Raw genomic sequence first — 12,795 nt, 5'->3', positions numbered from 1 at the left:
CCACGATGGCCAAGTCGATGGTGTCCTGGCTCAAGCGGTTCGTCGACGAGGACACCCGCTACGAGCAATTCCTCTGCCCGGCGCCCAGCGGCCTCGCCATCGAGGAATACCGCGACACCTGCCCCAGTTCCTGATCCCCGCTCCTGGGTGGTGGCCGCCTTCACAGGCGGCCGCCACCAGGGGCGAGCGCCTCAGCCGGCGAACGGGATCGTGTCTGGCCGGCACGTGGCTCCGCCGGCAGGCAGCGTGCCGTCCGTCAGATAGCGGGACGTCGCCTCCACCATGCAGGTGGACTGCTGGGCCGTCACATGGCCCCAGCCCTCGTTGATCAGCAGCCGGCTGTTCGGCAGCATCCTGTGCACACGCTGGGCCGACCACAGGGGAGTGGCCGGGTCGAACCTGCTGCTCAGGATGAGCACGGGCTCGCCGGTGCGGGCGTTCCACGGGCCCTCGTGCCGCAGCTCGTTCCTGCTCTTCCAGGACACGCACGGGCTGTCGGCGTAGGCGCGCAGCGTACCGAACGGGCCCGCGCGGCGGTCGCGTTCCGTCGCGAGCTGCCCCAGCTTCCTGGCGGTCCTGGGGCCGTCCGTCTCCCCGCAGGTGACGCCAAGATAGGCGGCGGTGATCGGCGTGGTGTAGGACAGACCGCCGACGCCGATCTGCTGCAACTGCGTCACCTCAGCCGCGAGGGCCGCGCCCGGAGCGCCTGACGGATTCTCGATCGCCTCGCTGACGGCCTTCAGGAACGGCGCCCCGCCACCCTTGACGTTCCAGTACATCGGCTGGTAGAGCCACTGCCCGGTCCACGTGACCACGAACGAGTAGGTGAGCGGGACGGTGGTGCCGTCGCCCGCCTTGAGCGGCACGGGCCCCTTGCGCAGCTTCTTGAGGATGTGCTCGAAGGCCGCCTCCGGGTCACCGTCGCCGAACCCGCACCGATCGCCGCCATCCCCGCACAGCCGGAAGAACTCCTCCAGCGTCTGCTTGGTGGCGACGTCGCTGCCGGTACGGGCCGACGGCGTGGTGCCCGGCACGCCCGTGTCTCTCCGCGTGGGGTCGATGACGCTGTCGAAGACGAACCGGCCCGTCCTGCTCGTGAAGAGGTTCGCGTAGACCATGCCGAGGTAGGTGCCGTAGGACTGGCCCAGATAGTTCAGCCGCTTCTCGCCGAGCGCCGCACGCACCACGTCGAGGTCGCGCGCTATCGCGACGCTGCTGACGTGGTCGAGCAGGGTGCCGCTCCGCGCGCGGCACATGCCCGCGTAACGGGAGTCGGCCTCGGCCCTTTTCTTCTTCTCCGCCGCCGTCAGCGGCACGTTGGACACGCCGCGGGAGAGCGCGGCCGCCTCCTCCGCGTCCTCGAAGCACTGTACGGCCGGCACGCTCCGCCCCGAGCCACGCGGATCGACACCGATGATGTCGTACCTGGCCCGCACGTCGGCGTTCACCGGGCCGGCCACCGTGCCCGCGACGATGCCTCCCAGGTAGTCGACGGCCGAGTAGCCGGGGCCGCCCCGGTTCACCACCAGGGACCCCAGCCGCCGGGCGGGATCCGCGGCGGGGATCTTGGCCAGCGCCAGGCTCACCGTCCGGCCACGCGGACGCGTGTAGTCGAGCGGCACCTCCGCGGTGGCGCACTGCAGGCCCGACTTGTCAGCGCACGGGGCCCATTTCAGCTTCGGCACCCGCACTCCGGTCACTCCTCCGGCCGGCACCGCCTCGGCGGCAGCCTTCCGGTCCGGCGACACGGCCGCCGAGGCGGCGCTCGGCGGCGCCGCGCCCACGGCCATCGTCAGCAACAGCAGCAGTGACCCCGCAGCGTGCATTCTCATAATGATCTTTCCCTGTCCGAGTGGCAGAACGTCACGTGAACGACCCTTCCGGACAGGGAGCGGAAGCGGCAGTAGCCCGAGTAACCAAGCGCCGATGACAACTCTCATGTGCTCCTTGTGACGTTTCGCCGTAGCGACCCCGCCGGCGCGTGCGTCAGGCGGAGGGCCCGGCGCGGCGGGGGCGGTGCCGGATCTGGCCCGCGCGGGCCGCCCGTCGCAGCAGGACGATCGTGGGGGCCAGGCAGACCAGCAGGGCGAGCAGGCTGGCCTCGGGTCCGAAGGCGCCGCCGGTCAGCGCGGACGGGCCGGACAGCGTGACGTTCAGCAGGCCGTGGGGCGGCACGTCCGATCCGGAGAGCATGACGCCGAAGACCCCGGCGTGGGTGAAGTTCCAGGCGAAGTGCAGGCCGATGGGCAGCCACAGCGAGCGGGTGACGACGTAGGCGGCGGTCGTCATGGTCCCGCCCGTGAGGGCGATCGCGAGGGCGCCCCAGAGCGTGGCGTTGGTGTTGACCAGGTGGGTCGCGCCGAACAGCAGCGTGGACACGACCAAAGCGATCACGGTGCCGGTGCGTTCCTCCATGATGCGGAACACGACCCCGCGGAACACCAGTTCCTCGGCGACGGCGACGCTCGCCATCATGCCCGCGGTGCCGAGGAACCCGCCGAAGGAACCCCAGGACACCCCCTGCCAGCCGCCGAACACCGCGATCAGCACCATCAACGCGACGAACAGGCCGGACCCGAGCAGCGCCCCGCGCCGCAACAGGGACCATCGGCCCGTCCTCTCCAGTTCGGGGATGCCCGGACGGAGCTCGACGACCCGGCAGAGCCGCCGGTAGCAGGTCACGGCGGCGAAGGCCAGGCCGATCCCCACCGGCAGGGCGAGCATCGGTACGGGCGAGACGAGCTGGTTGATGCCGGCGCCGGCCACCATCACAGCGAACAACGCGACCAGCAGGACGGGAAACCGGAACGTACGCAACCGGCGCCGCCCCGCGGAGAGGTCGTCCTGCGGGGTGGTGTTCTCCTGGTGCTCCGTGGACGCCACGAGCGCGATCCTCTCGATCAGGTTTCTCGCGGTGTTTTCCGCGGTGCAACGGAGATTAGAGATCGCGGCGGGGCATACCATCCCCCTGGAACGAACAATCGGGGTAGCTCTCACGAGGGATCATCCGCCGTCGTGCAGAGGCTGCACGGACGCGGGATCGTCGACGTCGTCGGTCCAGCCGGCCGTGTAGAAGCCGGCGACCTCGTCGTAGCGCGCGGCCTTCGGCATGACACCGACCCTACGTGTCGCCGGGGCGCGTTTCGAGGCACGTTCGTCGAGCGCGGAACGGCGTCCCGGCAAAGAATCCGCCACGGCGGCGCATGATTCCGGTGTGCACCCCGCCGCCGCCTCACCGGCCGGTAGAAAGATCGGCCCCGGGTCGAGCAGGCACGGCGGTCAACGCGGGGGTAGGACATGGGCATGGCCCGGGTCGCGACGGTCATCACGCTGGCCGCGCTGGGCGGCGGCGCGGCCGCTCCAGCCGAGGCGGGCGGGTTCGATGCCGGCAGATCACCGTTCACGAGCGGATCACCGTCGATGGGCGGGCCGCCTTCAGGCGGCGGGCCGGCGGCGAGAAGCGGGCCGGCGGTCGCGGGCCTGCGGATCGCTCAGAGCGTCGTCCCCGACCCGTTGCTCATCGGCAGGCCGGCCGTCCACACGGTGACCGTCACCAACGTCGGGGAGGCGACCGCCGAGGCCGTGACCATCACCGGCGCCCTCGACGAGCACGTGTCCCCCGGGCCGCTCCCCGACGGGTGCGACCTCACCGGCCGGACCATCACCTGCGGCGGACCGGCCCTGAGGATCCCGGCGGGCCGGAGCGTGACCCGTTCGTTCCCCGTCGTGATCGACTCCGGGCTCTCCGACGGCACCGCGCTCACCAGCCGGGCCGAGGTCACCGCGTCGGGCGCTCAGGGCGACTCCTCCCAGCTGGTCACCGAGACCAGGGCGGCCGGGGCCGACGTCACGATCACCAAGGCGGCAACGCTCACCGCCGGCGGTGCCATCGCGTACGCGGTGACCGTGGTCAACGAGGGGCTCACGCCGGCGACCGGCGTGACGGTGCGCCACCCGGCCGGCGGCCGGGCTGCGATCGCCGACCGCCCGGCGGAGTGCCCGGGAGTCGGCCCGTCGCTCGTCTGCCCCCTCGGCACGCTCGCGCCGCGCGAGAGCAGGACGTTCATGTTCACGCTCGCGCCCGGCGAGCCCGGACCGGTCGAGAACTGCGCCACCGTCAGCGCCGAAAGCGACGAGGCGAACACCACGAACAACCGCGCCTGCACGTCCACCGCCATCGAGCCGCAACGGGCACCCGCCCCGGACGGCGCGCCCTCCCCGGACGAGGCCACCCCGGCCGGGAAACCCTCCGAGAAGAACCGCGCGCGGCCTGGGCACGAGCCGCGCCACGCCGCCCCCGGCGAGCAAGCGGAGCCGCACGAGCACCGCGCGGCCGAGCGGAAGCGGGATCGGGAGCGGGATCGGGCGCCGCGCGCCCAGCGGCTCGACGACGGGCGGCCGCTCCCCATGACCGGCGTGTCGGTCTGGATGCTCGGTCTCGGGACGGCGGTGCTGCTGGCGATCGGCCTGCTCGTACGCTATTTCTCCCGCCGCGACCGGGTCAGCGGGATGCCCTGACTCCAGCCGCTGCGCGGCGCCAGCGCGTCGCGCGTCCACGTACCGAGCACCAGGAGCGTCTTCGTGCCCGTCACGTCGCCGGCCCTGCGCAGCCGGTCGATCACCTGCTGGAGGTGCCCGAGGTCGCGCACCCGTACGTGGATCAGCGCGTCGGGGTCGCCGGCGATCGTGAAGACCTCCTGCACCTCGGGCACGTCGGTGGCTGTGCGGACGATCTCGCTGACCGGGGTGGTGCCGGGGTAGCGCAGCTCCGTGAACGCCTCGATGCCCCATCCGAGCTTGGCGTAGTCGATCTGGACGGTGAACCCGGTGATCACGCCCAGGTCCCTGAGCCGGTCGACGCGCCGTTTGACGGCGGCCACCGACAGGCCGACCCGCTCGGCCATCTCGGAGAACGTCCTGCGCCCGTCCTCCCGCAGCAGGCGCAGCACCTGGTGGTCGATGTCGTCGACGTCCGGCATGCGAGAGACCTTCCCTTCGGCGCAAACAAATTCGGCCATCGGTCGAGTCACCGTACATTGTTTGCGTCTTGCGAGCGCCTTCTCATCCCATACTTGCGCATAGTGTGCCCACATTGCTGTGCTGGGAATCCCACGTACGAAGCCAGGAGGTCGCATGAGCCCCAGCGAGACTTCCGCCCCCGTGACACTCGACGACAAGTACGCGGCGCCCGACGGCCGGGTGCTCATCTCCGGCGTCCAGGCCCTGGTGCGCCTGACGCTGGAGCAGCGCAGGCTCGACCGGGCGCGCGGGCTGGACACGCGGGCGTTCGTGTCCGGCTACCAGGGATCCCCGCTGGGCGGTGTGGACCTGGAGATGGGGCGGGCGGCGCGCTTCCTGGACGACATGGGCGTGGTGTTCAAGCCGGGACTGAACGAGGAGCTCGCGGCCACGGCGGTGGCCGGCACTCAGCTGCTCGACCAGGTGCCGGGCCGCCGCCACGAGGGTGTGACGGGCTTCTGGTACGGCAAGAACCCCGGCCTCGACCGGGCCGCCGACGCCATCAGACACGCCAACACGGCGGGAACGGCCCCGCTCGGCGGGGCGGTGGCCTGGATCGGCGACGACCCCGGCTGCAAGTCGTCCACGCTGCCCAGCTCCTGTGAGCCGATGTGCCAGAGCCTGGCCATGCCGCTGCTCGCGCCCGGCTCGGTCGCCGAGATCATCGAGTTCGGGCTGCACGCGGTGGCCCTGTCGCGCGCGACCGGTCTGTGGGCCGGGCTGAAGATCGTGGCCGACATCGCCGACGCCTCCGCCACCGTCGACCTCGCCCCGCTGCGCGAGCACATCCCGGCCCCCGACCGCGCGGCCCGCGCGTCGTCCCCGATCCTGCTGGGCGCGGCGGCGCTGGACGCGGAGCACGACCTGCTGACCCGCCGTCTCGACCTGGCCCGCGCGTACGCCCGCACCCACCGGCTCAACCGGGTGATGTCGGGCGAGGGCAACACGGCGCTGGGGATCGTCGCGTCCGGCACGACGTACGCTGTGGTGCTGCGGGCGCTGGCCGACCTGGGGCTCGACCGGCCCGCCCTCGACGACGCCGGGCTGCGGCTGATCCGGCTCGCGATGCCGTTCCCGCTCGACCACGCCGAGCTGGCCGCCATGACGTGCGACCTCGACCGCGTGCTCGTCGTCGAGGACAAGGTGCCGTTCCTGGAGGGGCAGCTCAAACAGGCCCTGTACGGCCGCGACCGGGTACCCGCCGTGCTGGGCAGGGAACTGCTGACGGCCCGCGGCACCCTGGGCGCGGAGGACGTCGCCAAGGCCCTGCTCGCGTGCCTGGACCCCGACCGCCTGCCCCGCCCCGCCGTCACCCTCGGCCCTGACCAGGCAGGGGGCGCGCCGAAGAAGTCGCGCCCCCTGCTTCCCCTGGTCGCCGCGCGCACCCCGTACTTCTGCTCGGGCTGCCCGCACAACACCTCCACCCGCACCTCCGACGGGACGCTCGTCGGCGTCGGCATCGGCTGCCACGCGATGATCGCGCTGGACGGGCACGGGCGCGGCACCCAGGTCGGCATCACCCAGATGGGCGGCGAGGGCGCGCAGTGGATCGGGCTGACGCCGTTCACCGAGGACCGGCACTTCGTGCAGAACCTCGGCGACGGCACCTTCCACCACTCCGGTTCGCTGGCGATCAGGGCAGCGGTGGCCGCCGGGGTGACGATGACGTACAAGCTGCTCTACAACGACGCCGTGGCCATGACCGGCGGGCAACGCGCGGAGGGCCGGCTCGACGTGCCGACGCTTACGCGGGAGCTGGAGTTGGAGGGCGTACGCCGCGTCGTGGTCACCACGCCGGAGCCGGAGACGTACCGCGGGGTGTCACTGGCGCCGATCGCGTCCGTACGGCACCGCGACGACCTGCCCGAGGTGGAGAAGGAGCTGGCCGCGCTCGACGGCGTGACGGTGCTCATTCACGACGACCGGTGCGCCGCCGAGGAGCGGCGACTGCGTAAACGCGGCAAACTGCCCACCCCCACCGAGAAGGTCGTCATCAACGAGCGGGTGTGCGAAGGCTGCGGCGACTGCGGCGACGTCTCGACGTGCCTGTCCGTGCAGCCGGTCGAGACCGAGTACGGCCGCAAGACCCGCATCCACCAGGCGTCCTGCAACACCGACCTGAGCTGCCTCAAGGGCGACTGCCCGTCGTTCCTGCTGGTCGAGCCGGGCACCAAGCGGCCACGCCAGGCCCCTCCCCTGCCCGCCGAGCCGCCCGAGCCCGCCGTGCGGGTGGGCGACGACGCGCTCATCAGGATGCCCGGCATCGGCGGCACCGGCGTCGTCACCGTCTCCCAGATCCTGCAGATGGCGGCCCACCTCGACGGCCTGCACACGGCCGGCCTCGAACAGACGGGGCTGGCGCAGAAGGGCGGGCCCGTGGTCAGCGACGTGCGGATCTCGCCGCGCCCGCTCGTGGGCTCCGTGCGCGCCACGCACCGCACGGCCGACGTGCTCATCGGCTTCGACCTGCTGGGCGCGGCGGCCGACGCCAACCTGGCCGTGTCCGCGCCCGAACGTACCATCGCCGTGCTGAACACCTCCGTCGTGCCCACCGCCGCCATGGTGACCGGCCGCGCTCCGGTGCCCGGGCACGCCGGCGCGGTCGCCCGCGTCGTGCCGGCCGTCAAGGCCGTCGAGTGCGTGGCCGCCCACGAACTGGCCGACGTGCTGTTCGGTGACCACATGCCGGCCAACCTGCTGCTGCTCGGCGCCGCCTACCAGCTCGGCTGCCTGCCGGTCTCGGCCGCGTCCATCGAGCGGGCCATCACCCTCAACAGGGCCTCCGTCGAGCAGAACCTCGCCGCCTTCCGCTGGGGCCGCACCGCCGTGTCCGACCCGGCGGCCGTACGCGCGATCATGGCTCCCCCGCCGGTGCCCGAAGGGTTCGACGAGGTGGTGGCCGCCCGTGCCGCCGACCTGACCGGCTACCAGAACGCCACGTACGCCCGTACGTACACGGAGGACGTGCGCCGGGTGCGCGCCGCCGCGGTCGAGCGCGCCGGCGAGCGGGCAGGCGCCGAGATCGCCCTCGCCTACGCCCGCGGCCTGCACAAGCTCATGGCCTACAAGGACGAGTACGAAGTGGCCCGCCTGCACCTCGACCCGGCCGAGCAGGAGCGGCGCGAACGCGAGTTCGGCGCGGACGCGACCGTGTCCGTGCTCCTGCACCCGCCGGTCTTCCGCGCGATGGGCATGAAACGCAAGCTCAGACTCCGCCGCTCGGCCCCCGTGCTCTTCCGCGGGCTGCGGGCCGCGCGGGTGCTGCGCGGGACGGCGCTCGACCTGTTCGGCCAGGCCAAGGTACGCCGCGTCGAACGCGAGCTCGTCACCGAATACCGTGACCTCGTGCGCGCCGCCCTGACCCGCCTCACCCCCGGCACCGCCGCCGCCGTCACCGAGATCGCGGGCCTGCCCGACCTGATCCGCGGGTACGAGGACATCAAGCTCGCCCGGGTCGCCGAATTCCGCGAGCGCGCCAGGACCGCACTGGCGCGGCTGGACGAGCCCGCCCCGTCGACCCAGGAGTGACCGTGACCGTCGACCGCCTGCTTCCCGACCAGGACGCCAAGGACCTCATCGACCTGACGCGCGAGATCGCCGACAAGGAGCTCGCGCGCCGGGTGGACGAGCACGAACGCGCCGAGACCTACCCCGACGGGCTGTTCGCCACGCTGGGCGGCGCGGGACTGCTCGGGCTGCCGTACCCGGAGGAGCTGGGGGGCGGCGGGCAGCCGTACGAGGTCTATCTGCAGGTGATCGAGGAGCTGGCCACGCGGTGGGCGGCCGTCGCGGTCGCCACCAGCGTGCACACCCTCGCCTGCTTCCCCGTCTTCGCCTACGGCACCACCGAGCAGCGCGAACGGTGGCTGCCCGACATGCTGGCAGGACGGATCGTCGGCGGCTACAGCCTGTCGGAGCCGCAGGCCGGATCCGACGCCGGCGCCCTGACCTGCAAGGCCGAACGGGTCGAGGACGGCTACCGCATCACCGGCAACAAGGCGTGGATCACCCATGGCGGCATCGCCGACTTCTACGCCCTGTTCGCCCGCACCGGCGAAGGATCACGCGGCGTCTCCTGCTTCCTCGCGCCCGGCACGGCCGACGGGCTGACGTTCGGGCGGCCCGAGGAGAAGATGGGACTGCACGCCGTGCCCACCACCAGCGCCCACTGGGACGGCGCCGTCCTGGAGCCCGACCGGCTGATCGGCGAGGAGGGGCAGGGGCTGCAGATCGCCTTCAGCGCCCTCGACTCCGGCCGGCTCGGCATCGCAGCCTGCGCCACCGGCCTCGCCCAGGCCGCGCTCGACGAGGCCGTCGCCTACGCCAAGGAACGCCAGACCTTCGGCAAGCGCATCATCGACCACCAGGGCCTCGGGTTCCTGCTCGCCGACATGGCGGCCGGGGTGGACAGCGCGCGGGCGACGTACCTCGACGCGGCCCGCCGCCGCGACGCGGGGCTGCCGTACAGCCGGCAGGCGAGCGTCGCCAAGCTGGTCGCCACGGACGCGGCGATGAAGGTGACGACGGACGCGGTGCAGGTGTTCGGCGGGTACGGGTACACGCGGGAGTTCCGGGTCGAGCGGTACATGCGCGAAGCCAAGATCATGCAGATCTTCGAGGGCACCAACCAGATCCAGCGGCTCGTGATCAGCCGGCATCTGGCCAGATAACCCCTGACCTGCGAGAACCCCGCTCCCCTGTGCTGGGAGGCGGGGTTCTTTGTGTCGGGGTCAGGCCTTAGACGATCACTGTCCCGTCCCTGTTCCGTGGGAGACCTCGCGTGGACGGAACAGGCGGTCATCGATGGCCTTGCGGGCGCGGTCGTGGGAGCCGGGCATCAGGTGGGCGTAGACGCGGAGGGTGAATCCTGGGTCGGCGTGGCCGAGGTACTCCGCGAGTTCCCTGACCGAGACGCCGCCGGCCAGCATGACGCTCGCGTAGTAGTGGCGGAGCTGGTGCAGCCCCTCCTTGCGGGAGGTGGTGTAGCGCCTGCGCTGGCGGGAGTCCTTGCCCGGTGGCGGGATCACGCCCGCTTGGACGAGTGCGGGCTTCCAGACGATCTCGCTGTAGGTGCGGGACCTGATGTGGCGGTCGTCCGTCCAGCGGAAGAGCAGGTTGTGGGTGCGCGGCTTGCCGTCCAGCTTCTCCCAGGGCAAGGAGCAGACCAGCGGGCGGTAGACCGAGACGTGCCGCTTGACTGCCCCGGCCGCCCAGTCGGGCAGCGGAACGACGCGCTCCCGGTCGTTCTTCGGCAGGGCATACACATGATCGCCGCCCAGCTTCTTGATCTGCCGACGTACCCGGAGGACGCGTTCGTCGAAGTCGAAGTCCTCCAGGGCGAGGCCGAACAGCTCCCCCTGCCGCAGTCCGCAGGCTGCCCCGATCACGGGGAGCAGGCGGAACAGGTCAGGGTGCGCGTCGATCACCGCGCTGACTCTCTCGTCCGACCACGCGATGATCTCCTCGGCAGCACGCTTGGGCACCTGCACCACCGGTGACTTGGCAGGGCTGCGCTTGATGACCTCGTCGGCGACGGCGAGGCTGAAAACGCCCTGGAGGACGAGGAACGCGGTCTGGACGGTCGAGGTGCCGAAGCGGCTGCTCAGGTCGCTGATCCACGCCTGTACGTGCGACGGTTTGACGGCTTTCACCTGGCGCTTGGCGAAGGCCGGCGCGACGTGGAGCCGGTGGATGTACTCGTAACGGATCTTGGTCGACGGGTCCACGATGCGCGAGGCGAGCCAGCGTTCGGCCAGCTCGCCGAAGAGCACCTTGCCGGCGTTCGGGTCGATGTAGTCGCCACGGGCGATGTCGGCGCCCATAGCGGCGATCTTGCGCTCGGCGTCGGCCTTGCGATCGTAGGCGGTCGAGCACTCCTTACCGTCGGGGTCCACCCAGACGGCGAGCCAGCGCTTCCCCTTGCCGTACCGCGTGGTCCTGACCTTCCGCGGCTTGCCGTCCTGGTCCCGAACTGCCTTGGTCCACAGGTCCTTCACGAAGGCCATGGGCTACTCCTGATCCTGGACCCAGGACATGACGTCCTCGGGCACGTAGCGCAGGTGTCGGCCGATCCGGTGGCCTCTGGGGCCGGTGCGGTGATGTCGCCATTGGTAGAGCGTCGCGACCGGGACACCAAGGAAGGTGGCTACGTCCTCCACGGTCCAGAGCTTGGCGAGGGTGCTCATAGGCACCCTCCAGTGATTGCGGCAGCGAGGAGGTAGTCGCCGGAGGAGTGGCCCTTGCCTGCGTACTCCCATTCGCTGATGACGAGGACGGTGTCTTCGTCGAAGAGGGGGAGGCGGCCGGTGGTGATGTCGGTGTCGCGGGCGTGGTGTTCTCGGTCGGCGCGGAGTTCGCCGAGGGTGGTGGAGTAGTGGCGGGAGCGGGTGGAGAAGTGGCCTCGGAAGCCGAGCATGTGGGCCCAGTCGGCGAGGCGGAGGTCGGCCAATTCGGGTTGGGTGTCGAGCTGTAGGCAGGTGGTGATGAGGCGGCGGGCGTGGTCGCGCAGGTTGTAGGCGGTCAGGTCGTCGAGCGGGTTGATGCGGCGGTCAAGTGTGCCGACGCATTCGGCGGCTTTGGTGGCGTACTTGGCGATGTAGCCGGCGACGGCTTGTTCGGTGAGGTCGCCGTTCAAGGTGATGGGGCGGATGTCGAGCTGAGTTCCCCAGCGCAAGGTTCGCTCTGGCTGGTCGGCGTGGGCGGGTGCGGTGGCGGAGACGGCTTGGGCGGCGTGGTGGATGGCTTGGGTCAGGGTGTCGGTGGTGGCCCAGGTCGGTGGTGGTGCGGTGGGTCCGCCGGGGCCGTCGAGGCGGATGACGGCGTGGAAGTGGACCACGCCGCGCCGCTGGTATTCGGCAACCTTGGCGAAGGAGAGGGTCAGGTGGTGGCGCAGCTCTTTGAGGAGGAGGCCGCCGAGTTTGGCGAGGTGGCGGCGTAGGGAGTCGGCGAAGCGTTTCCACAGCAGTGGCGCGAGTGCGTTGAACAGGACGCTGCCGGTGTAGTCGTAGCAGTCGGGGCAGAGCGATTCGCCGAGGCGAGGGTCATCCTTGCTGTGGCGTTCGGTGCAGGACATGACCCGGCCATGCGGGCAGGTAGTGGCGTTGCGGCGGGAGCGGCAGGGGTGCACCTTGCCGCCGTGCGCGCGGCGACTGTGGACAGTGCCGAAGGACGGGGCCGTGAGCGTGACGAACAGCGTCGGGTGGCTCGTGACCGTCTCGGGGACACCCTTGCCGCCGATGAGACCGGCGCGGATGAGGTGGTAGGTGTCGGCACGGTAGGTCTCGGCGCAGGCGGGGCAGCGGGTGGCGCGGCGGGTCTTGCACGGGACGCGTAGGACGCCGTCGGGTTCGCTGCGGGTGGTGTAGCGGTGCAGGAGTCTGCCGGTGGCTTGGTCGTAGTGGTCGACCTTGCCGCGCAGGTGGATGGGCTGGCGGCAGCCGCCGGTGTGGCGGACCTGCGATGCCCAGCGGTCGTAGTCGGGCCGGCTGAGGCGCTTGATCATGCCGGTGATGGCGTGCGCGTTGGCGTGGGTTGCAGGCAAGATGGAGACCTCCTCTCACTCGTTCGGGTGATGGGGATGGCCCCCGACCTGGCGTTCGTCTTGGCGGATGTGCGGCCAGGCCGGGGGCGCTGCGCTATGCGCCGTGGTTGTCGATGCCGGTGCCGTCGCAGTCGGCGCACCGGTCGCCTTCGGAGTGCAGGCCGGTGCCGCCGCAGGTGCAGCAGCGGTAGTGGATCACCGGCAGGGTTTCGGGCACGGGGCTATCTCCTTTCGCG

At 71.4% G+C, this 12,795-nt stretch carries 11 protein-coding genes; 4 read left to right on the top strand and 7 right to left on the bottom strand.

Annotated features, from left to right (window positions below; genetic code table 11):
- The coding region (locus tag GUY59_RS42620; protein ID WP_442939018.1) for a poly(ethylene terephthalate) hydrolase family protein at positions 1-134 on the top strand (134 nt) is incomplete at its 5' end.
- A gap of 57 nt (positions 135-191) precedes the next feature.
- Here the strand turns inward: GUY59_RS42620 and GUY59_RS42615 are convergent.
- Both GUY59_RS42615 and GUY59_RS51070 read right to left on the bottom strand, forming a co-directional pair.
- A complete protein-coding gene (locus GUY59_RS42615; protein ID WP_161715004.1) occupies positions 192-1,832 on the bottom strand; it encodes an alpha/beta hydrolase in 1,641 nt (546 codons plus the stop codon).
- A 154-nt stretch (positions 1,833-1,986) separates the two neighbouring features.
- Complete coding sequence (locus tag GUY59_RS51070) at positions 1,987-2,883, bottom strand: CPBP family intramembrane glutamic endopeptidase (RefSeq protein WP_201762014.1); 897 nt, start codon at positions 2,881-2,883, stop codon at positions 1,987-1,989.
- A 420-nt stretch (positions 2,884-3,303) separates the two neighbouring features.
- Between GUY59_RS51070 and GUY59_RS42605 the strand changes: the two genes are divergently transcribed.
- Positions 3,304-4,518 (top strand): DUF11 domain-containing protein, encoded by a 1,215-nt coding sequence (locus tag GUY59_RS42605; RefSeq protein WP_138207695.1) that lies wholly within the window; start codon positions 3,304-3,306, stop codon positions 4,516-4,518.
- Here the strand turns inward: GUY59_RS42605 and GUY59_RS42600 are convergent.
- The gene (locus tag GUY59_RS42600; RefSeq protein ID WP_132337990.1) at positions 4,479-4,979 is read right to left on the bottom strand and encodes an Lrp/AsnC family transcriptional regulator; all 501 of its coding nucleotides are present in this window, start codon (positions 4,977-4,979) and stop codon (positions 4,479-4,481) included. The two genes, GUY59_RS42605 and GUY59_RS42600, sit on opposite strands and share 40 nt — an antisense overlap.
- A 154-nt stretch (positions 4,980-5,133) precedes the next feature.
- On the opposite strand from GUY59_RS42600, the gene GUY59_RS42595 reads away from it, so the two are divergent.
- Together GUY59_RS42595 and GUY59_RS42590 are read left to right on the top strand one after the other, a co-directional pair.
- Complete coding sequence (locus GUY59_RS42595; RefSeq protein ID WP_138207697.1) at positions 5,134-8,547, top strand: indolepyruvate ferredoxin oxidoreductase family protein; 3,414 nt, start codon at positions 5,134-5,136, stop codon at positions 8,545-8,547.
- Between the two features lie 2 nt (positions 8,548-8,549).
- Positions 8,550-9,689: an acyl-CoA dehydrogenase family protein gene (locus GUY59_RS42590; protein ID WP_138207699.1), complete on the top strand. Its 1,140-nt coding sequence runs from the start codon at positions 8,550-8,552 to the stop codon at positions 9,687-9,689.
- Positions 9,690-9,764: 75 nt separating this feature from the next.
- On the opposite strand, the gene GUY59_RS42585 is transcribed toward GUY59_RS42590, so the two are convergent.
- The 4 genes from GUY59_RS42585 to GUY59_RS50340 form a co-directional block, all read right to left on the bottom strand.
- Positions 9,765-11,024 (bottom strand): tyrosine-type recombinase/integrase, encoded by a 1,260-nt coding sequence (locus GUY59_RS42585; RefSeq protein WP_138207701.1) that lies wholly within the window; start codon positions 11,022-11,024, stop codon positions 9,765-9,767.
- Between the two features lie 3 nt (positions 11,025-11,027).
- Positions 11,028-11,204 carry a helix-turn-helix transcriptional regulator gene (locus GUY59_RS42580; RefSeq protein ID WP_132515700.1) on the bottom strand — a complete coding sequence of 59 codons (177 nt, stop codon included), beginning with the start codon at positions 11,202-11,204 and terminating at the stop codon, positions 11,028-11,030.
- A complete protein-coding gene (locus GUY59_RS42575) occupies positions 11,201-12,520 on the bottom strand; it encodes a replication initiator (RefSeq protein ID WP_138207703.1) in 1,320 nt (439 codons plus the stop codon). The genes GUY59_RS42580 and GUY59_RS42575 overlap by 4 nt, the downstream gene beginning before the upstream one ends.
- Positions 12,521-12,653: 133 nt before the next feature.
- Positions 12,654-12,776, bottom strand: a complete 123-nt coding sequence (locus GUY59_RS50340; protein WP_269129074.1) for a hypothetical protein — start codon at positions 12,774-12,776, stop codon at positions 12,654-12,656.
- Positions 12,777-12,795: the final 19 nt, after the last annotated feature.

The sequence above is a fragment of the Nonomuraea sp. K271 genome (assembly GCF_009908215.1).
GTDB lineage: Bacteria > Actinomycetota > Actinomycetes > Streptosporangiales > Streptosporangiaceae > Nonomuraea > Nonomuraea longispora.
This window is presented reverse-complemented; position numbering and strand designations above follow the sequence as displayed.